The sequence below is a fragment of the Lysinibacillus sp. BPa_S21 genome, from assembly GCF_023337795.1.
Classification (GTDB): Bacteria; Bacillota; Bacilli; order Bacillales_A; family Planococcaceae; genus Lysinibacillus.
This window is the reverse complement of sequence record NZ_JALIRS010000001.1, coordinates 163,403-185,067: the sequence shown is the minus strand read 5'-3', so window position 1 is coordinate 185,067 and position 21,665 is coordinate 163,403. Positions and strand designations below refer to the sequence as shown.

The 21,665-nt window shown below is 36.7% G+C and carries 20 protein-coding genes; 10 read left to right on the top strand and 10 right to left on the bottom strand.

What is annotated here, in order from left to right:
• Positions 1-149 precede the first annotated feature (149 nt).
• Positions 150-731 carry a TetR/AcrR family transcriptional regulator gene (locus MOK21_RS00880; RefSeq protein WP_249071923.1) on the top strand — a complete coding sequence of 194 codons (582 nt, stop codon included), beginning with the start codon at positions 150-152 and terminating at the stop codon, positions 729-731.
• Positions 732-784: 53 nt separating this feature from the next.
• Positions 785-1,987, top strand: a complete 1,203-nt coding sequence (locus MOK21_RS00875; protein WP_249071921.1) for a YhgE/Pip domain-containing protein — start codon at positions 785-787, stop codon at positions 1,985-1,987.
• Between the two features lie 244 nt (positions 1,988-2,231).
• On the opposite strand, the gene MOK21_RS00870 is transcribed toward MOK21_RS00875, so the two are convergent.
• Positions 2,232-2,951: a metallophosphoesterase family protein gene (locus MOK21_RS00870; protein ID WP_249071920.1), complete on the bottom strand. Its 720-nt coding sequence runs from the start codon at positions 2,949-2,951 to the stop codon at positions 2,232-2,234.
• A gap of 224 nt (positions 2,952-3,175) precedes the next feature.
• Positions 3,176-3,748, bottom strand: a complete 573-nt coding sequence (locus MOK21_RS00865) for a TetR/AcrR family transcriptional regulator (RefSeq protein ID WP_249071917.1) — start codon at positions 3,746-3,748, stop codon at positions 3,176-3,178.
• Positions 3,749-3,939: 191 nt separating this feature from the next.
• On the opposite strand from MOK21_RS00865, the gene MOK21_RS00860 reads away from it, so the two are divergent.
• On the top strand, positions 3,940-4,698 hold the full coding sequence (locus MOK21_RS00860; RefSeq protein WP_249071916.1) for an SDR family oxidoreductase: 759 nt from the start codon (positions 3,940-3,942) through the stop codon (positions 4,696-4,698).
• Positions 4,699-5,011: 313 nt separating this feature from the next.
• Here MOK21_RS00860 and abaF read toward each other — a convergent pair whose 3' ends face one another.
• The 3 genes from abaF to dapA are packed head-to-tail and all read right to left on the bottom strand — an operon-like array spanning position 5,012 to position 8,718.
• A complete protein-coding gene (gene abaF, locus MOK21_RS00855; RefSeq protein WP_249071913.1) occupies positions 5,012-6,319 on the bottom strand; it encodes a fosfomycin efflux MFS transporter AbaF in 1,308 nt (435 codons plus the stop codon).
• A gap of 32 nt (positions 6,320-6,351) precedes the next feature.
• On the bottom strand, positions 6,352-7,836 hold the full coding sequence (locus tag MOK21_RS00850; RefSeq protein WP_249071911.1) for an aldehyde dehydrogenase: 1,485 nt from the start codon (positions 7,834-7,836) through the stop codon (positions 6,352-6,354).
• Between the two features lie 15 nt (positions 7,837-7,851).
• A complete protein-coding gene (gene dapA / locus MOK21_RS00845; RefSeq protein ID WP_249071909.1) occupies positions 7,852-8,718 on the bottom strand; it encodes a 4-hydroxy-tetrahydrodipicolinate synthase in 867 nt (288 codons plus the stop codon).
• Positions 8,719-9,167: 449 nt separating this feature from the next.
• On the opposite strand from dapA, the gene MOK21_RS00840 reads away from it, so the two are divergent.
• Entirely contained in the window at positions 9,168-9,713 is a 546-nt protein-coding gene (locus tag MOK21_RS00840) for a helix-turn-helix domain-containing protein (RefSeq protein WP_249071907.1), read from the top strand.
• A 162-nt stretch (positions 9,714-9,875) separates the two neighbouring features.
• Here MOK21_RS00840 and brnQ read toward each other — a convergent pair whose 3' ends face one another.
• Positions 9,876-11,213: a branched-chain amino acid transport system II carrier protein gene (gene brnQ, locus MOK21_RS00835; RefSeq protein ID WP_249071905.1), complete on the bottom strand. Its 1,338-nt coding sequence runs from the start codon at positions 11,211-11,213 to the stop codon at positions 9,876-9,878.
• 245 nt (positions 11,214-11,458) lie between these two features.
• The gene (locus MOK21_RS00830) at positions 11,459-12,211 is read right to left on the bottom strand and encodes an alpha/beta hydrolase (protein WP_249071904.1); all 753 of its coding nucleotides are present in this window, start codon (positions 12,209-12,211) and stop codon (positions 11,459-11,461) included.
• A gap of 346 nt (positions 12,212-12,557) precedes the next feature.
• Here MOK21_RS00830 and MOK21_RS00825 point away from each other — a divergent pair, with 346 nt between their 5' ends.
• Positions 12,558-13,439: a LysR family transcriptional regulator gene (locus MOK21_RS00825; RefSeq protein WP_249071902.1), complete on the top strand. Its 882-nt coding sequence runs from the start codon at positions 12,558-12,560 to the stop codon at positions 13,437-13,439.
• Between the two features lie 155 nt (positions 13,440-13,594).
• Here the strand turns inward: MOK21_RS00825 and MOK21_RS00820 are convergent, their stop codons facing one another.
• From MOK21_RS00820 to MOK21_RS00810, 3 genes are all read right to left on the bottom strand, one after another.
• Complete coding sequence (locus MOK21_RS00820) at positions 13,595-14,068, bottom strand: GNAT family N-acetyltransferase (RefSeq protein ID WP_249071899.1); 474 nt, start codon at positions 14,066-14,068, stop codon at positions 13,595-13,597.
• Between the two features lie 92 nt (positions 14,069-14,160).
• Positions 14,161-14,961 (bottom strand): DUF1835 domain-containing protein, encoded by an 801-nt coding sequence (locus MOK21_RS00815; RefSeq protein WP_249071897.1) that lies wholly within the window; start codon positions 14,959-14,961, stop codon positions 14,161-14,163.
• A 15-nt stretch (positions 14,962-14,976) separates the two neighbouring features.
• A complete protein-coding gene (locus tag MOK21_RS00810) occupies positions 14,977-15,600 on the bottom strand; it encodes a LysE family translocator (RefSeq protein ID WP_249072548.1) in 624 nt (207 codons plus the stop codon).
• A gap of 313 nt (positions 15,601-15,913) precedes the next feature.
• Here MOK21_RS00810 and MOK21_RS00805 point away from each other — a divergent pair, with 313 nt between their 5' ends.
• The 5 genes from MOK21_RS00805 to MOK21_RS00785 all read left to right on the top strand — a co-directional run bounded on the left by MOK21_RS00805 (position 15,914) and on the right by MOK21_RS00785 (position 21,582).
• Entirely contained in the window at positions 15,914-16,297 is a 384-nt protein-coding gene (locus MOK21_RS00805) for a sodium:proton antiporter (RefSeq protein WP_249071895.1), read from the top strand.
• Positions 16,298-16,892: 595 nt separating this feature from the next.
• Positions 16,893-17,987, top strand: a complete 1,095-nt coding sequence (proB, locus tag MOK21_RS00800; protein WP_249071893.1) for a glutamate 5-kinase — start codon at positions 16,893-16,895, stop codon at positions 17,985-17,987.
• A gap of 12 nt (positions 17,988-17,999) precedes the next feature.
• Positions 18,000-19,250, top strand: coding sequence for a glutamate-5-semialdehyde dehydrogenase (locus MOK21_RS00795; RefSeq protein ID WP_249071890.1), 1,251 nt, complete (start codon positions 18,000-18,002; stop codon positions 19,248-19,250).
• Between the two features lie 292 nt (positions 19,251-19,542).
• Complete coding sequence (locus tag MOK21_RS00790) at positions 19,543-20,451, top strand: DMT family transporter (RefSeq protein WP_249071887.1); 909 nt, start codon at positions 19,543-19,545, stop codon at positions 20,449-20,451.
• Positions 20,452-20,601: 150 nt separating this feature from the next.
• Positions 20,602-21,582 carry a carbohydrate kinase family protein gene (locus MOK21_RS00785; RefSeq protein WP_249071885.1) on the top strand — a complete coding sequence of 327 codons (981 nt, stop codon included), beginning with the start codon at positions 20,602-20,604 and terminating at the stop codon, positions 21,580-21,582.
• Positions 21,583-21,665: the final 83 nt, after the last annotated feature.

The window sequence follows — 21,665 nt, the reverse complement described above, 5'->3', positions numbered from 1 at the left end:
CTTACCTGAGCGATTCCAATTGCTACCCGAGCAGTTCTTCTAGTCCCCAAACGTTATCTGATTGCCACTGTCTGGTAATATTTTTATTGCATTCGAAATTGCTCTATGCTAGCATGTAAGTAATTACTTGCATGAAAGGAAGAACTCTATTGTCTACAAAAAGCACCGCAGAAAAAATCATTGATGCAGCTTTACAACTCGTCAGCGAGAAGGGCTATACTGCGGCAACAACTAAAGCAATTGCTGATTTAGCAGGAGTCAATGAAGTAACAATTTTTCGCCATTTCGGGAACAAGCGTGGCATTTTGAAAGCCATTATTGAGCAATTTTCCTATTTTCCTCTTTTGCAGCAAGAGATCAATAAAAATGTTACATGGGATTTGGAATCGGATTTACTAAATTTCTCAGTCAAGCATTTTAACTTTTTAATGTCTATTAAAGATTTTGTCATGATTGGCTTTAAGGAAGCGATGCAGTTTCCTGAAATTAATGAAGAGATTGCTAATATCCCCCTTCACATTAAAAATGAACTAATTCATTATTTTAGGGAAATGCATGAAAGAGGAAAAATTAGAGAAGTTGATTTTGAAGCAGCTGCATTATCACTTATCGCTGTTAATTTTGGTCATTTCATGTCACGTGCACGCTTAGGAACAATTGTTTCAAATATGTCTACTGAGGAATTATTAAAAACAAGCATTTCCATTTTTTCTAGGGGATTGGCTCCCTAGAAAAAATTTTTCCACACCATGCAAGTAAGTACTTACTTTATAGGAGGTCTTTTATGAAAGGTTTACAAGCTTTATTTAAAATTCGCGAAACATATATTGGCATCGCCATCACAATTGTATTTCAAGTAATTTTCTTTTCCGTATGGATGACTGCGTATGATGGTGTCAATGACAGAACAGATAATTTAAACATTGGATTAATTAGTGAAGATACTGAGATGGGGAGGCAAGTAGTAAATGAAATAAAAGGAAAACTACCATTTACAATAAAAAATTACACCTCTCTAGACAAAGCTGAACAAGAGCTAAATCAACGTGATATCCAAATGATTATCCATATTCCAAGCAACTTTACGAGTCAACTACAAGCAGGTAAAGAAGCTGAAATTATTTACTCTATTAATCAAGCGAATGCAAGCATCGCAAAAAACATGATGGACGGAGTAGCCAAACAACTAACTGAGGAAATTAATCATAATATTTATCCTTTACAGCAGGGTAAAATCATTGAAGCATTTTCTCAAAAGTTTTCACAGCTTCCAATGGAACAAAATACAGCACAACAAATTAACAAAGCCGTCGCTACAACAATTATGAGTGTTAAGGATCACGCGATAAATTCTACGATTATGAAAACGAATAATGTTGAAGAATTTGCTGCAAATTTTGTGCCTTTGATGGTTATAATTTCTTCGTTCGTTGGTGCAATGGTAATGATTATGCAGCATCAACAGGCTGCACAACTTGTGCAAGACACCGTTTCGAAATGGCAATTGTTCTTAGCAAGACAGCTTATTAATATTGGTGTTGCCTTCGCCCTTCCGCTCTTAACGATTGGCTTAATGCATCTATTTAATATTTCAAGCACAGCAAACTTTTTAACAGTATATCTTTTCCAGGCGCTATTATTCTGGGCTTTCCTTTGCCTAGCGCAATCCTTTATTATCATCTTTGTTAACTTGGGTATGATTTTTAATATTTGTGCACTTTCTATACAGCTTGTTACATCAGGTGCACTTGTTCCACAAGCGATGCTATCTAATTTTTACAATAAACTAGGGTCACTTCTTCCAGCTAGTTACGGAGCAGATGGCTATTATACGATTATTTTTGGAGGAGACACTGATCGTTTAATGAGTAATTGTGGCTCGTTAGGAATGATCATAGTTGTAACATTGGGCATATCTGCTATCGTTGTTGCTTTAAAAAAATCAAATGTAAAAAACGAACAAACGGTCCCAGCTACTGTTCAATAATATTGTAAAAAAAGCGATGTACTACTGATGAGTTAGTAAAACGCTCGTAGGTTAAAATTACAAAAATGTGAGGGTATGTTTTTGCAATATACCACTTGTTACTTTAAATAAAAAGAATCCATTTTGGAGAAATGATCGATCAAAACGGATTCTTTTCTATAGAATTTAGGTTTCAGTTTACAAATAAGTTTTTTATCATTTTCTACCAAAGCTACTCAACAATCGCTCCCGATTAAAAACGGCTTTAAGCATTTCGATAATTTGCTAACATAATTTCATCATAATATTTATCAAATTGCGGCAAACCTAATTCTTCTGCAATCATAAGCTCGGCATGCCTGTCGTAATCTACTCTAATAAATTGAATGGCATTGTTTGAATGTGTTCCATCTAAGATTGCATATGAAGCTGAAGTTAAGTCAAGTGAGTTTCCGACACTCCCGACGTTACACAGAATACCCTTTTTATATGTATGTAAAAAAGTCGTATGTATATCGCCGTAGAATACAATATCAGGAAGTCTATTATCACTAATAGAATTGGTTTCTTCACTATTCTCAAACATTGATAAACGCTTTTCAATTGGATGACTAACTGAGATACGTTCAAATTCACTTCTTGGAGATGCATGGAAAAACCTTATCAATTGTCCATTTAATTCAAGATCAATACTAAATGGTAACGAAGCTAGATACTGATAATCTTTTTCTGTAAGTCTAGCTTTGAACCACTGTAAAAAATCATCATCAGAAGGTAATTGAATGAATACGTCCCAGTTACCTCGAACTACTTGTTCGCAGTTCTTTTGGATGAGTTCTAGACATTCAGATCCTCGGGGACCTTTGCCGATTAAATCACCCAAACAAAAGATTCTTTCAATCTTTCTTAATCGAATGTCTTTTAAAACTGCTTCTAATGCAGTTTTGTTTCCGTGGATATCTGAAATAATTGCAATTTTCGTCACAAAGATACCTCCTTATTTCCATATTTTTTTTGTAGTGTCTTCATGTTATTCGACAAAACGCCATTAAATCCTTTAAAAACTAAATGGACCGATAATCTTTAACATAATGAAAGACTACAGAAACCTCTTTAGACAAAGCATATCTAAAGGGACAAACAATGTAACTTTGTTTAATCGGCACGACTGAACAAAGACTATCTTGTTCCACGCTTCTATTCCGTTCCTTAATACTTTTCACCAATCCGCAAAATAGCCGCAAGTTGTTTATTCAATGTACTTACGCTGTCCACAAAATCTTGGCGGTACCATTGAATGATTAGGCCAATGATTGCATTGGCTTGATACGCACTATAATACTCAATGGATATGTCATCCTGTATTTCATTATGAATTGTAATATCCCTTTTCAGCAGGACAAAAATCCCATCAAATAACATATAATAGTAAGTGAGCGGCACATTTTTTGAAAAAACAATGCGATAGAACATTTTAAAGCGCTCAATATGATGAAAAATACGAATTGTATTTGGATCGATTTGATTTTTATTTAATGTTGTTACTGCACGATAGGGTTCCTCATATGAATTATTCAAATCCTCCATAATTTCCTGAAAGTATTCCTCAAATAACCCTTCTTTTTGCTCATAGTGCAAATAGAAGGTACCTCTATTCACTTTGGCCATCCGACAAATTTCTGCGATTGTAATGTTTTCTAAAGGCTTCTTGCTCAATAAAGTGAGTAAAGCATTATGTAAGGATTGCTTCGTTTTAACAACCCTTAAATCGTTAGCGTTCAAATTTTTTATCCCCTTACTATACAGATTTTTTATTTGTGTTGATTACTGAACAGTTCTTAGTATTTCGCTTATTGAAATCGCTTACAATGTCATTATATTATTTTAATGAACACATGTTCAATATCTAACATAATATATAATCGCTAGGCCAAACTCTATTGAAACAACATAAATAATAGGAGGTCTTTAAGATGAGACTAGAAGGTAAAGTAGCCATCGTAACAGGGGCAGCGTCAGGTATGGGTAAAGCAATTGCAGAAGGCTATGCAAAAGAAGGGGCAAAGGTCGTAGTTTCTGATTTAAATTTAGAAGGTGCACAAGCTGTTGTTGAAGGCATTCAAGCAACTGGTGGCTCAGCAATCGCCGTTCAAACAAATGTTGCATCAACAGAAGATTTACAACGTTTATTTGATGAAACAAAAAATGCTTACGGTAAATTAGATATTTTAGTGAATAATGCTGGTATTATGGATGGAATGGAGCCAGTTGGTGAAGTTTCTGATGAACGTTGGGACAAAGTGTTCGCAGTCAATACGACTGCTGTGATGCGCTCAATGCGTATGGCAACAGAGATCTTCCTTGCTCAAGGACACGGTGTCTTTGTGAACAATATTTCTGCTGGCGGTCTATATGGTGCTCGAGCCGGGGCTGCCTACACTGCTTCTAAGCATGCTGTTGTAGGTCTTACAAAAAACACAGCATTTATGTATGCAGATCAAAATATTCGCTGTAACGGTATCGCTCCAGGTGCAGTTATAACGAACATCACTTCTACCATGACAAATGTGAGTCAAACAGGTGCAGCTCGTCAATCACTAGGTTTGTCCATTAACCCACGAGCTGGACAACCTGAAGAAATCGCTCAGCTTGCTATTTTCCTTGGCTCAGATGAAGCAAGCTTTGTCAACGGACAAGTAATTGCCGTTGATGGTGGTTGGACGGCTTACTAATTTTCTTTATACACATATAAAAAAACAATTGTAATTTCGACAAGTTAAAAGTTATTTCATTAGTAGCATTTATAAAATGAGTTCGGTGTTGAATCGAACTCATTTTGTATTTAGCCATTATTATTCATTCACATTAATGCATTAGGACCCATCTCAGAATAATCTCGGCTATTAGTCTCCCCTTCTGTTCCATTTCAACGATTAGAAAAGTACATCCATAAAAACCAAAAAAATGACCTCTTAGAGACCCGCAATTCCAAGAGACCATTCTTCACAGTTATCAAGCTATTTTAATTAAAACAAATGGAGCCATTTACTGTGCTTTCTTAAAAGTTAGTGATTTTCCTTTAGTTTCTTTTACTAGCATCATACATGAAATAGAAATGATACTTGCTATGACCAAATAAATTGAAATTGGGATGGAGCTATTATACTTATTTAGAAGACTTAATGAAATTAATGGAGCCAATGAGCCTGCTAAAATTGGTGCTACTTGATAACATAAAGACAAAGCTGTATATCTAATATGGGTTGGAAATAACTCTGTCATTAACGCTGAGTATGGTGAATAGGTCATTGATTGTATGAATAAACCAATCATTATGGCAACCATGATGATCCAGTCATTCCCTGTATCCATCATAGGAAAACCAATAAACCCCCAAAATGCAGTTAAAACGGCTCCTGTAAGATAAATTGACTTTCGACCCCAAACATCACTTAAATGTCCCATTAGTGGTATAAAGAAAAAGTGAATAGCATGTGCACCAAACATTAATAATAATATTTGTGAAGTATCTTTATTGACAACAAGTTTTAAATAACTAATGGAAAAAGTGACAACCATATAATATAAGATATTTTCTGCAAAACGTGCTCCAATACCAGCAATAATAGCTTTTTTATGATATTTAATCACTTCTACAACACCTAATTGTTGCTTTTCTAATTGTGCTTGTTTTTCTTGTGCTTCTTTAAAGATAGGAGCATCATCTACACTTTTTCGAATCCAAATACCCACTAGTACGACAACTGCAGAGAACCAAAAGGCTACCCGCCAACCCCAGTCCATAAATTGCTCGGGACTTAAGTTTTTGGATAAAAGTAGAAGCACAATTGTAGCTATTAAATTCCCCAATGGCACACCTGCTTGTGGCCAGCTTGCCCAATAACCACGTCGATCGTCCGGGCTGTGCTCAGATACTAAAATAACTGCTCCTCCCCATTCACCACCAAAAGCAAATCCTTGAATTAGACGTAAAGTAACGAGTAAAATAGGAGCCCAATAACCGATACTATTGAATGTCGGAATACAGCCCATTAAGAAAGTCGTAATTCCAACAATAATTAAACTAATTTGTAATAAATTTTTTCGTCCAATTTTATCACCATAATGACCAAAAACAAGTCCCCCAATTGGTCTAGCTAGAAAGCCTACTGCATAAAGAGCAAATGCAGCTAGAATTCCATCAATAGCGTTTCCTGTTTTTTGAAAGAACAATTCTCCAAAAACGAGAGCAGAAGCTGTACCATATAAGAAAAATTCATACCATTCAGCCACAGATCCAATCATCGATGCAGCAACAACTTTTTTTAGCTGTTTATTATCTGTTTTCTCCATATATACTCCCCCAAGGAATCTGATTCAAATTATTATGAATGAACGTACCAAATTACTTTTGTCTGCACATATTGTTCAAAAGCTTCTAATCCATTGTCTTTCCCACCAAAACCAGATTGTTTAAAGCCTCCAAATGGAGTTGTAATATCACCCTCGCTAAAACCATTCACAGAAACAGTTCCTGCTTTAATGGCACGTGCCACGCGTATTGTCCGCTGTACATTTTGGCTATAAAAAGAAGCAGCCAAACCATAAGAGGTGTCATTGGCAAGTGCAATGGCTTCTTCTTCCGTTTCGAACGTACTAACCGCTAAAATCGGACCAAATACTTCATTTTGAAATAAAGTCATGTTTGCGGTTACATTATCAAAAATAGTTGGTTCGATATACCAGCCACTACCCAAATCACAACGAATTTGACCTCCAGTAACTAAGCGCCCCCCTTCTTGAAAAGTAATGTCCAAGAACGATTTCACTTTATTAAAATGTGCTTCTTCAACCATAGGGCCGATAGAAACCGACTCATCCATCGGATTACCCACTTTCCAGCTTGTTAATCCGGACTTTAATTTTTCTAATAATTCCTCTTTAATGGATTCATGTACGATTAATCTTGAACCACAGCTACAGTTTTCACTCATGTTCCAGAAGGCAGCTGATAAAATATGCGGAACTGCCGCATCCAAATCAGCATCTTCAAACACCACTTGTGGACTTTTGCCACCGCACTCTAAAATAATTTCCTTTAGGTTACTTTCTGCTGAATACTTCAAGAAATATCTACCCACTTCTGTTGAACCTGTGAACGAAATAACGTCCACATCCATATGCCGCCCCAAAGGTTTACCTACTTTTTCTCCCAAACCACACACCATGCTTAATGCGCCTTTAGGCACACCTGCTTCATAAGCAAGTTCAATCATACGGAAAGCGCTAAGTGAAGTTAATTCAGCAGGCTTCACAACCACAGAATTACCAGCGGCTAAAGCAGGTGCCACTTTCCAAGCAAACATTTGCGCTGGAAAATTCCAAGGTAATACCGCACCAACTACGCCAATGGGTTCCGTGATAATTAATCCTAAAGCATCTTTACCCGTAGGAGCGACTTTACCAAAGACTTTATCAATCGCTTCAGCATACCAATAAAATGTTTCAATGGTTGCTGGTATGTCGGTATTTATACATTCTGTAATAGGTTTACCAGCATCCACGCAATCCAAAGCAGCCAATTCTTCGCTGTGTTCTTCTAGCAATTTTGACCAGCGAATCATTATTTTTTTGCGTTCACCCGGGGATAGTTGACTCCAAGTACCCACTTCAAATGTGTTTCTAGCAACCTTAACAGCAGCATCTACATCCCTTGCATCACCATCGGCAATATAGCCAATTTTGCTGTTGTCAATGGGGGTACGATTTTCAATTTTGCAGGCTGCACTCGTAAAACCTTCAATTAAGTTACCAGCCCATAGCTTCCCTTCTTTAGCAAGGGTAAAGACTTGTTCTTTTGATACGATCATTTTCTCTCCTCCAAATTATTTATTAAAAAAAGCCAAAAACTCTGCTTTTTCGTCTTCCGTTAAATCAAATAGAGGTAGGCGTACGGTACCAACGTTAAATTCACCTTTCATGCAGCCTAATTTAGCTTTTTGATTATAGTAACCGGACTCCATAGAATGAATAGCAGGGTAAATATCACTCATGATTTCTCGGGCCTTATCCCAGTCACCACCCTGTGCAGCATTGAACATGGCTACCTGTTCTTCCGGAAACACATTACCTGCTCCAGCAATCCAACTTTTTGCACCCCAAAAGAAAAAGTCTACAGGTTGATCATCGCAACCGCAAATCACTTCAAAATTCTCAAATGGTGTTTGTAACAAACGTAGTGCGCGGCTAAAGTCACCACTACTTTCTTTAAGACCAACAATATTCGGATTTCTCGATAAATGCAGCACCGTTTCGTATTCAATTTCAATGCCGATACGAGCTGGAAAGTTGTACATGATAATAGGTAAATCGGTTGCCGCCGCCACAGTTTCATAATGAGCAATTATCCCCAATTGATCTGGTAGGCTATATGGTGTTGGTGATAACATTAAACCTTCATAGCCCAAATCTTTGGCTTGTATGGCACGGTTAACCGCTCCCTCAGTTGATAAATCATTGATCCCTGCTATTAAAGTTATACGACCTTTAGCAACTTCTGCTACTGTTTTTAAAACCATTTCACGTTCCACTTCGTTTAAAGCGTAGTATTCTCCTGTCGTGCCACAAACTACTAAACCAGTAACACCTTTGTCAATAAATGAGTTAGTCAATTGCTTTAAAGTATCTACATCTATGCTCTTATCACTTTTAAACGGGGTCACTAACGGAACCAAAATGCCATGAAAATTCATTTTCATTCTCCTTTTCTTTTGAAAGATTACTTAAATCTAAAACACTTATATTGAAGTGACACTTCAATTATTCAAGATAATAACACACTAAATTTTTGTTGTAAATATAATTTTCCGAATATTCTAACTGCTGTACTCTTAAACTATTAAAGTGGTACTTCAACATAAATGACACTTCTTATTTTCGGAATTACGATATTTACTATAGCTCTACAAGTCCATTTTTGTAATCGTTCTGTAATTAGTGCTTTTATGTTATCCTTATCAACGTGACTCCTTATATTTGAAATTTAGACAGGTGCATTAAACTACAAGGCATCGTGACAGCTAGCTATAAATGTAATTAGCTGTTTTGGCATATTTAAGGAGTAAATCTACTATTAACATCTTTTTGTGCAAAAGATTTTAACTAACTTTTATTTTCATATCAGTAACAGGGGTGGAGAATAGTGAATGACTTAATTGGAGCAAAAATGAAAAGTTTACGAAAAGAGCGAAAGTTAACATTAAAACAAATTGCTGATCAAACGAATCTTTCAATTAGCTTTTTATCTCAGGTTGAACGATCAAAATCATCCATAACGCTCGAATCATTGAAAAAAATTTCCGAGGCACTTGGTGTTAATCCAAGTTACTTTTTTTCTGAACCCGATGAGCAGACATCATCGACAGTTATGAGAAATATTATTAGTAAGACAAACACATTGCATAATCAATTTTTTTATAGAGATTTAGCGGGAAACATCGAAAACCCACTTTTTCATCCGATTCTAGTACTGCTGAACCCAGGTGCAAATCGCGAGGATTCTTATTCACATTCAGGGCAAGAATTTCTTTATGTTCTTGAAGGGACCCTGACAATCGTCATTGACACAGAGGAGCATGATTTGCATCCTTATGATTGTATTTTCCTAGATTCAACCACGCCTCATAATTGGACAAATAAAACGGATTCAATTGTAAAGTTCCTTTGCATTTCTAGTATTCCAGTATAAATATTTGGTGAATTCAATAGACACTTCTATAAAAGGAAAAAATACTCACAGCGCATTACACTCTGTGAGTATTTTTTATGTATACCATTTGTAACTAAAAAAAATCATAACAAACTTCATGAAAACAAAATACCACAACCTAGATTGTGGTATTTAAGCCTGTTACCCTCTTCTCGCTGGAAATAAGCATCCTATCAATGCCCCAATTAGTGCTGGTAATATCCAACCTAAGCCTATATCGTAAAAAGGTAATATATTCGAATATGCTTTCTCAATCATATCAAAAATACTTAACTTTGCCGTAGGGATGCTAACGACTAATGCTTTGTAACCATCAATGATACTAATAAAAATGGTAAAAATCATCGCAATAGCATATACCGTTTGCTTATTTTTAAATAGTGATGAGCATAATGCAAGGACAATTAAGACAATTGCAATCGGATATATGAACATCAACACAGGAATAGCAAACTTAATAATATTCGTTAATCCGAAGTTGGCAATTGTAAATGACGTAACACACAATATCAATACAAACCATTTATAGCTAATTTTCGGAAACACTTCATGGAAAAATTCACTACAAGAAGTGATTAAGCCAATACTTGTCTTTAAACAAGCAAGGACAATAATAACTGCCAATAAAATAGCCCCGAATGATCCAAAATAATGATCTGCCACTGCTGCAAATATTAAACCACCGTTGTCGTAAGTACCAACAGCTTCAATACTCGATGCCCCCATATACGTTATTAAACCGTATATTAACATCATTAATGCCATGGCAAAAATACCAGATTTCCACGTTGCTTTAGCAATTTCTTTTCTTTCTGTGATTCCTGCGCTTTTGATTGCATTAATGACGACAATACCAAAAGCTAGTGAAGCTAACGCATCCATTGTGTTATAGCCTTCTTTAAAGCCTGTCATAAATGCTGAATCAATATAATCTCCTATCGGCTGCTGGAAATGCCCCATCGGTTTTACAATACTAATAATAATTAAAATAAATAACACGATCAAAAATGCTGGTGTTAAATATTTTCCAATATAATCCATAATTTTCGCTGGGTTCAATGAGAAATAAAAAACGATGGCAAAAAATACGAAGCTAAATAAAGCAAGTAAAATTGTTGTATGCTCAGCTTGTATATATGGCTCAAAGCCTACAACAAACGGAACTGTCGCTGTACGTGGAATCGCAAAAAAAGGACCGATCGTTAAATATAGAGCTAACGAAAAAATAACCCCGAATATTGGGTGAACACGGCTCGCTAAGTCACGCAAACCGTTACTACCTGATAAACCAATAGCTAAAATACCTAGAAACGGTAAACCGATAGCTGTTACTAAAAATCCAATTAGGCCAAACCAAAAGTTGGTCCCTGCTAATTGTCCAAGCTGAATTGGAAAAATAAGATTCCCTGCTCCAAAATACAGTCCGAAAAGCATTGTACCAATGACTGCATATGTTGAAAAAGGTATTTTCTGTTGCATTTTGATGTACTCCTTAGATGTATTTAACAATTGCAAATAATTTAAATCGAAGAAATTCCTCACTATAATTCCACTATATTAACATAGCATTTATTTAAAAAACAATGGTTGTTTTTTCTTTTTAGAAAATAAATTGTACAGTTCCTAGTTGTGAACTACCCACCACTTGACAGTTTTTGAAGTGGGAACTTCTTTTGAGGGTAGGTTAAATAGACAAAACTAAAAGAGCTGTCTGCTGACAGCTCTTAGTTTGCTACAGACCACTCTATATGATCTAAAAACTTGTATACGTCCTCATACACTTTTTCACGTTCTTTATCTAAAGTAATAATATGACCGGAATTTTCATACCAAATAAGATCTTTATCATCAGTTTCCACAGTGTTTAAAATGAAAGGCGCACTTTCTTGATAAAGTTCATCATCTAATGAACCTTGTAATACTAATGTAGGTGCTTTAATAGTAGATAAATCTTCGCGTGTTTCTGTAGTTAAACGTGTCACACCATCTAATGAATCCTTAGGTGTAATACGTAGTTCATGTAATTCTGAAATAATTTGATCTTTTGATTTATTTTCAAAATGTTTATATAAACGAGCGTAATGATATAAACGTGTAAATAAGCCTTTTGAGTTATCGCGTGTGATTGGTGCACACATAGCAACACATGCTTTCACAGGAAACGTTTCTGCTACTTTTAACGAAAATACGCCACCAAGTGAAATTCCTACTACAGCGATTTCTTCATAGCCTTTACTTTTTAGGAAGTTATAACCTTCCACAACATCATTCCACCAGTCTTCTGGTTTTGTTTCTAGCAATGCTTCTGGTTCTACTCCATGCCCACTATAAATCGGTGCATGAACCGTATAACCACGTTTTGATAAAAATTCACCTAGCTTTTTCACATCTTTTGTGCTACCTGTGAATCCATGCAGTAATAGTACGGCTTTTTTGCCTCCCTCAATTGTTAGAGGTTGTGGCTTAGATAAATTCATTTATAATATCCCCTTCACGGAAACTTGTAATTGTGTAATTTATGTGTCTATCTTAACACCCTTTATTCATAATGTACAATTTATAGTTTTTATCATATTAATGTCTTTCATGCATTAACGATGTAAGGTTAATGACTGTTATAGCACACTTTCTGCTACTTTCATTTTGCAATCTTCATTTTTCGTACTCCATTTTCATAAAAATTTTTTATGCCTCATTATCTGCTTAACTGACCGAAAGGAAGCATTAGGTTCATGCAAAAATTCACTTTATATCTCTATACTTCCTACCCTTTAACCGTTATAATGCAGTTAACTCAAAAACAACTGGAATTAAGGTGAAAATATGGAATGGCAGCAATTAGAATATTTTGTAGCAGTAGCAAAGCTTGAGCATATGACTCGTGCTGCTGAAGCATTAGCGATTTCTCAGCCAGCATTAAGTCGCTCGATTTCAAAGCTCGAAGAGGAGTTAGGAGTGCCCTTGTTTGATCGACAAGGACGTTCAATTATGCTTAATAGATATGGCGAGTTATTTTTATATAGAGTCCAACGCATGCGTAAGGAGTATGAAAAAGCAGTCATAGAGTTACAGGAGCTTAATAACCCAGAGCTTGGTGATGTGTCACTTGGCTTTTTACATACTCTGGGGACTAGCATTGTACCTGATTTAATCCGCGCTTTCCGCCAGAATCATCCGCATATACGTTTTCACTTTACACAAAACTACTCACATTCACAGCTGAAGCAATTACTCGCAGGAGAATTAGATCTTTGCTTACTTGCGGCGATTGACACCGAGCCACCTGTTTGCTGGAAGGAGCTGTGGCGTGATGAACTTTTTATTATGGTGCCGATTGATCACCCCCTCTCCGGCCGTAAAAGCATTAAAATGAAGGAACTTGAGCATGAGAATTTTGTTCTGATGAAGAAGGGTTACGCATTGCGCCGTACAGCTGATAAATTATTAAATGCTGCAGGTATCAAACCGAAAATTACATTTGAAGGTGATGAGGTATCGACAGTTGCTGGTTTTGTAAGTGCTGGGCTTGGTGTGTCGTTACTCCCTGTGGACGAAGACTTAAATCCAAATAAATTGGCAAAAATTCGTGTTGAGGATATGGTTTGTGAACGGATCATCGGTATGGCTTGGATTGAAAACCGCTATCTTCCACCGTCAGCACGACAATTTCAGCAATTTGTATTTGATTTTTATGATAAAAAATAATGAAAGTAAAAAATGGGCTAAAGAGGGCGAGTAACAACTGTTACTCGCCTTGCTGTATATATTCAATTGGAGAAGGTAACAAAAAAACAGAGTTAATCTACAAAATATGTAGAATCAACTCTGTTTTTATGGGACGTTCAATAATAAACTAAAATTTAATCTAATTTTTTTACAAATAAAACCCTGTCTTGATTTGGTCCGTCATAGTCTGTATTTAATGATAGACTATCAACAATTCTATCTCCATTTTCAATTTCAAAACCCATCTTGGTATGATAGGCAATTGAAACTTTATTGACAGGTGACGTTACACAACGAACAATACTTCGATTATTTTGCCTTACCACATTAAAAAATTGATTGTATAATTTTTTTCCAATATTATGCTTTCTGTATGCAGGATGAACGCCAACGAAATGAATATACGCTTCATTTGAATAAGTTTGAGAGAGGAATCCTATAAGAAAACCCACAAGTTCACCCTCCTTTTCTGCAATGAAACTTGTTTGTGTAAAATGGTCAAAGAATAATTTTGGTAACATATCAGACATATTCCTACCACCCCACCACTCATTGACTAGAGGTGAAATTATATAGTAGTCTGAACCTTTAACTGAGCGAATTTCCACTTTAATCCCCCTATTTATGTAAAAATCTATTTAAACAAATACAAACGGCACTTCATAATCTATTAGAAAGCACTTTTATCTAAGAAGCTTCTTTAGTTTTTTCCTACATATTTTACTTGATACGAATACATATCTGTTGGATCTCCATGAATCTCAAAAAGTCCCTGCTTTGCAAGAGTCATTAGGCGTTTTTCCACAAACTCTTCACTTAAATAGTCATCTATTGCACCAATTGTTTCACCGATGATACGCATTGGTATAAGCCATTCCTCATTTAGTTGTGCATGTGCTTTTTCCGCACTTTGTAAAATGATAGGATCCAATGTGTCCTCCGCTACGTGAACTATTCCATCTTGCCAAATGCGCAGTGTACTAGGGTTTTGTTTTAGCTCTTCCCATTCCTTTGCGAGTTGTTGACACTCATCCACAGAAAAACGCTTTGCCTCAGAACGCAGTCTCATGAGCAAGTCTGAAGAAAGCTCACCTGTTTGACGAATCGTCATGTTTGGCTGTATACGTTTCACTCCATCGGTTGCATCAATTCCATATACCATATTACATGTATTGATCAACTCGCTCATGGCAAAACGTAACCCAATCTCTTCATGAGTGCATTGGCTGTACCATACCCAGACATCAATATCGCACGGTAAATTTTTAATTTTTTTCTCCCACGCTTTATGGAAATCGTCGTACAAATCAAGGTCTTCACTTTCCCTATAGATATAGGCTTCTAACCAGCTTTTTCGTTGTTCTAAACTACTTAGTGGACCAATCGAGAAAATATCATTGACGCTAATCACTGACTCATCACGTTGTAAGTGATGTTGTCGTATCGCATGTTTTAACGAACCTTGTGCAGATAAACCAAATGTTATATGTAAAATTGCCAAAATAATCCTCCCCCGTTATTGTTTACTAAGCGCAATTTGTATTCCAATAAAAGTGAAAAGTACGCCTTGGATCATATTTAATCTTTTAGCAATTGCAGGCTTTCCAATAATTACTCTTCTTACTTTACCAGCAAAAATACTAAATAAAGAAAATAGTATAAGCGCTTGTACTAAAAATACACTACCCAAAATGAACATCTGTAAACTTACATGGCCATTCGAAGGGTTCACAAACTGTGGCAAAAGTGCTAAGAAAAATAAAGAAACTTTTGGATTTAATATATTCATTAATATACCTTTTCGATATAACATCACATAGGCTTGTTCATTATGCTGTCCCAGCGTGAATGGATCACCTTTCGCGCGAAACGATTGCCATGCTAAATACAACAAATACGCTGCTCCTGCAAACTTTACAATGGAAAAAATAACTGTTGATTGATAAATAATAGCTGAGATACCGAGAACAGCCGCGCCTATATGGACGAGTAAACCTGTACACAGACCAAGTGATGTCGCTATACCTGCTTTTTTGTCCTGTGTAATGCTTTGTGCAAGAACAAATAAATTATCTGGTCCTGGCATTAATGTTAAAATAATTGCTGCACCTAAAAACGCTAATAACGTAGAAAAAGTCAGATACTATCCCTTCTTTCTATTATTTTTAGAAATTGCTCCCATCAAGTAGAGTTGGATTCCTGTCCGATTGGGCGCTTTCTTAGGAGCGTCCAGTTTTCATTTCAATTAACTTTTTTACATTATGAACAAATACTTTATAATCAATATTATATGTTTTATTTCTATTATACTATATTCCACTTATTCATTTCTGAATTTTCACAAAATAAAAAAATCAATTATGCCCTCTTCAACACTTTTCTATTTTAATACATTATAATGAAAACTATCATCATGTAAAAGTCGTATATTTTAGAGAAAGGGGTGTTTGTCGGTGGCAATAAGTCATATTGTAACGCAATATGAAGACGAGCAAGGAAACGTCTATTATAAAATGAAAACACATGCTATCGAGGTACACGCTACACAAACTTCAGGTTTAGCGCCAGTTATTACTTATTGGATGGGTGAAAAAGAGATTACAGACGACATTCGAAGTTTGCGCTTTAGCCCTCGCCCTCCATCGAGTTATATTCAAGATTACGATGAATTTCAAGCCATGCTTTATGCGAAAGAACAACATGCCATCAACGAGCTATATGAACAAATGAGTATAAAACCGAAAAATATGTCTTCAGGAAAACAAATGTTATGGAGTTTTTTCGTCATTGTTATAGCGATGCTCCCACTATTCGTCGCAATCTGGTGGTTTAAGTAAAAAAAGTGGAGTTTCCGCCTCATACTTTACTCTCGATTGTTCAGTTTTACCTACTCATTTATTCAAAACTTTCTATTAACATTCCTAATTAGCTTGACAGACATGCTAAAGTAGTGCATTCTTTATAGAAATCGGACACCCACCAATTGTGTGGTTCCTTTCAACAAAGATTTTGGATGATACTATAAAAGCGAGCGAAGATTAGTACCTAGAAACTGCTTGATCAGAGAGCGATGTCCATCGGCTGTAAGACATTGTACAAGAAAGACTAAAGAACCTACTTCGTAAAACGTCCTAGCTAAACTAGGCGCAGTCTCAAGCGTTATGAGCAAAGTGGAATGTCAAAATGATGTTCAATGTAGGTGGTACCACGGAAAGCAAACCTTTTCGTCCTAAATATTAGGATGAAAAGGTTTTTTTTATTTTTATTTTCTTTGTAGGCGTCAGCTACATATATCAGCCACACCTATAGGCGATAAAAAATGGATAACCAAACCCCTGCTGATAGAAATTAGTCTATTTGCGGATGTCACGGAATTATGCCGGGGCATAATTGATTTAAAACAAAGTGTAATGGCAAATTGGAGGTATTGCTATGGAAAGAAAAAGAATTGTCGTCAAAATCGGGAGTAGCTCCTTAACAAATGCAAAAGGTGAAATTGATAAAATACGTTTAATGGACCATGTTCAAGCGATAGCTGAATTAAAAAAATACGGTCATGAAGTATTGCTTGTTTCTTCAGGGGCAGTTGCAGCAGGCTTTAAACAGCTAGGGTACCCTTCTCGTCCAGTCACAGTAAAAGGTAAACAGGCAGCGGCGGCAGTTGGGCAAAGTTTACTAATTCAAACCTACAATGCTTTATTTAGCATTTATGATATTGTGCCTGCACAAATTTTATTAACACGCACTGATTTTTCAAAAAAAGAGCGCTATAAAAATGCCTATGCTACGTTTGAGGAATTATTAGAGCGCTCCATGCTACCCATCGTTAACGAAAACGATACGGTATCTGTCAGCGAATTAACCTTTGGAGATAACGACATGTTATCAGCACTAGTCAGTGGTCTTGTTCATGCTGATCAGCTCATTATTTTAACAGACATCAATGGCTTGTATAACGCCAATCCAAATAAAAACCCATATGCCAAACGTATTGATCGTTTAACAGAGGTATCTGATGAGATGCTAGGCTTTGCGGATGGTTCTGGCTCGAAAATTGGAACAGGTGGTATGGAATCCAAATTATTAGCAGCTCGAGCAGCTTTAAATGCAGGTGTCAAGGTGTTTATCGGAACTGGTCATGGCGCAAATAAGCTGGTCGACATTTTAGAAGGACGTGGCGATGGTACGTATGTAGAACATGACGCGCTTGCTGTTTTAACAAATAATAAACAGTGGATTGCACTCACGGAAGTATCTGGTAAAATTTTTATAGATAGCGGTGCAGAACATGCACTATTAGCAAATGGGAAAAGCTTGTTGCCTGCAGGTGTTTACCGTGTCGAAGGTGACTTCGCAAATGGCGACGTTGTCGAGGTCTTTAGTGACAAGGGATTACTTGGCCGAGGTGAGGTTTTATATTCTTCCCTAGAGCTAGCACATGCGATGGGAAAACGAACAGATGAGTTAGCGAACTATCCTATTGAGGTTATTCACCGAGATAAATGGCTAAAAATTCAAACAAATTAAGGAGGAATTCACATGACAAGTGAGGTTCAACAAAAAGGAAAGCTTGCAAAGGCCGCAAGCTATATTTTAAATATTAAAACAACTTGTGAAAAAAATGAGGCTCTCACGAAAATTGCTGAGCAATTACTAATCGACCAAGATACTATCATTGCAGAAAATGCAAAGGATTTAGCACTGGGCGAACAACAAGGAATGCCCGCTTCTACACTTGATCGCATCATGCTCAATAAAGAACGAGTAGAAGCTATGTCAAGCGCTATTCACTTACTTGTAGAATTAAATGATCCAGTAGGCAGTCTCTTAGAACGAATTGACAAAGATAATGGATTACTCATTGAAAAGCGTTTAGTGCCACTTGGCGTTATCGGGATGATTTACGAGGCACGACCTAATGTAACAGTAGATGCAGCAACATTATCTTTGAAAACAGGCAATGCAGTCATTTTACGCGGCAGCTCTTCTGCCAAATTTTCAAATGTAGCGCTTGTGGCAAGTATTCATCGTGCACTTAGAAAAACATCTATTCCTGTGGATGCTGTACAATTAATCGAGGATACAAATCGTGAAACTGTTAAAGAATTATTCCATTTAAAAGATTACTTAGATGTCTTGATTCCTCGTGGCGGAAAGGCACTTATTGACTTAGTAGTAAATGAAGCCACTGTACCAGTACTAGAAACAGGCGCTGGCAACTGTCATATTTATGTGGACCAAACGGCCGATTACAAAAAAACAGAAAAAGTTTGTATCAATGCTAAAACACAGCGTCCTTCAGTTTGTAATGCAGCAGAAAGCCTACTTATTCATCCTGATTGGTTTAATGAGCACGGTCAACAGCTACTTAGTGCTATGCATCAAGCAGGTGTGACAGTTATCGGTGATGAATCTGTTTGTCAAGCTCTTAATTTCGCTCAACTAGCAACAGAAGAAGACTATACAACTGAATATTTAGATTTAAAGATAAGCGTAAAAATAGTGGAAAACGTTTATGAAGCCATTGAGCACATTCATAAATACGGTACGAACCACTCTGAAGCCATCATGACAGAAGATCAGTTAATAGCAGATACCTTCTTAAATAGCGTGGATGCTGCGGCTGTTTATCACAATGCTTCAACTCGCTTCACTGACGGCTTTGAATTTGGCTACGGTGCAGAAATCGGCATAAGTACGCAAAAATTACACGCTCGAGGACCAATGGGTTTACCAGCTTTAACATCTACAAAGTATTTCATTCACGGCAACGGGCAAATCCGAGAATAATTGTAGAATCATGAAAAGCCGACAGTTGACCTACGCTGTCGGCTTTCTCTGTCTATTTTTGTATCATGCGATTGAAAGATTTGTAGAGTGGTGGAAGGTTTCTATCTGAGTAGATTCTACTGTTAACTCAGCAGGTTCAGACTCACAAGCTGAGCGGATTTCACTCTTTGCCGAGCAGTTTCTTTATCTATCTGAGCAAAGTCCTTTTACAACGGGGCGAAATAACGTGAAGTCTCCCCTACTTTCAAAAGCATCAAAAATTATATTTATTTAAATAGAAAGAAGGTTTTGTATGAACATTTCAGCAATTATCAAACTAACTGTTTCAATGGCCCTTTTTGGCTCAATTGGATTTTTCACCGTTCATACCGGCGTACCTGCTATCGAGCTAGTATTTATTAGATGTATTTGTGCTACTCTCTTTCTAGGAGGAATGTGGCTGATCACGGGTGGTCATAAGACGGAAAAATGGGATAAAAAAGAAATATTACGTACACTTTTATGCGGTGTCTTTATTGTCTTAAACTGGGTATTTTTATTTAAAGCCTTTGAAGAGATGTCGATTTCCATTGCCATTTCTATCTATAATTTAGCACCCATATTCGTTTTAATTTTTGGGGCATTGTTTTTAAAAGAAAAAATGACTATTCAAGCACTACTAGCAACAGTAACTTGTTTTATCGGCAGTATGTTCATAATTGGCTTAAATAATTTTATGTCACTCTCTGAATTTATGAAATCTGGCTTTATTTGGGCATTGCTGTCTGCATTGTTTTACGCGTTTACGATGCTTACAAGTAAAACAATCACAAATCTTAGCTCTTACGCATTAACATATATCCAAACAGCAGTCGGAATTATCATACTATTGCCATTTGTTAATTTTTCACTGTTTGAAGGCTTAACAACCACTAACTGGCTATATATTTTAGGAACAGGCTTTATTCATACAGGATTTGTTTATTATTTATTTTTTGATAGTATTCGTAGCCTATCAACTATTCTAGTTTCTGTTTTAGTATTTGTTGACCCGGTTGTGGCTATATTGCTTGATATGCTGTTGCTTGATTTTATACCGAGCTTCATGCAAACAGTTGGTATTGTATTAATTTTTGGCGGTATTTTTTACACAATTTACGTTCCAAAGAAAAAGCGTGTGCCTCGTAACGATAGCGAAGCGTCAGCTAGAAACTCCGTCTAGGTACTTGTGACGGAAAAGTCAAGCTAAACGACGGAACGCCCTTGTAGAACGACGGATTCTAAGCGCAAGGTGACCTGAGCGACGAAATACCCTCGTCCTGTGTCAGCTACAATTAAGCCTAGGCGAAATGGATATCAAGGAGGTTTTTCCGTGAGTAAACTTTATGCAATTGGTGAATTATTAATTGATTTTACACCTTCTGAACCAAACGCCTCCCTAGCTACCGTTGAGCAATTTACTAAAAATGCTGGGGGGGCTCCTGCTAATGTTGCAGCTGCTTGTGCAAAGCTTGAACAACAAGCGGCCATCATTACACAGGTAGGTCAGGATGCTTTTGGAGATTTTCTTATAGAAACTTTAAATAAGGTCGCTGTCGATACAAACTATATTGCTCAAACTGTTGAGGGTGAAACAAGTTTAGCATTTGTTTCACTGACAGGTGATGGTAGCCGGGATTTCTTATTTTATCGTCGTCACGCAGCAGATTTACTGTATAACAAAGAGCAACTCCCACCAAATCTATTAACTGATCAAGATATTCTTCATTTTTGTTCAGTTAATTTAGTGGAAAGCCCCATGAAACATGCACATATGGCGTTGATAGAACAGGCTCATCAAGCGGGTAGTCTTGTTTCTTTTGATCCAAATGTTCGCTTACCACTTTGGCATGATGAGATGGCATGTCGTCAAACCATTTTGGCATTTTTACCGGAAGCTCATATCGTGAAATTGTCAGAGGAGGAGCTTTTATTTTTAACAGCGATTGAGGATGAGGAAACAGCTGTCCATTCTTTATTTCAAGGGAAAGTTCAGGTACTTATCATTACTTGTGGAGCAAAAGGTGCTCGTCTTTATACTAAAAAACTTCATGTCAAAGTTCCTGCTGACAAAGTCCAGGCGATTGATACAACTGGAGCGGGTGACGCCTTTATTGGAGCATTGTTAGCGATTCTCCTAAGCAAGCAAATTACAGCGACCAATTTAAAAGACTTTTGTGAACAGCATGCTGCCCCCCTTCTCACGTTTGCGAATGGCTATGCAGGAGCTTCAACAGAAAAACACGGTGCCATTGCCTCTTACCTTACCAAGCAAGAATTTCCATTCAAAGATAATCTAAGGGATTTGGCTTAATAAATGGTGCCAGGTCTTGAATTATCATGCTTAAAAGAAATCTAACGAAATATGGCTGCTCAAAATATACTTTGAGTAGCCTG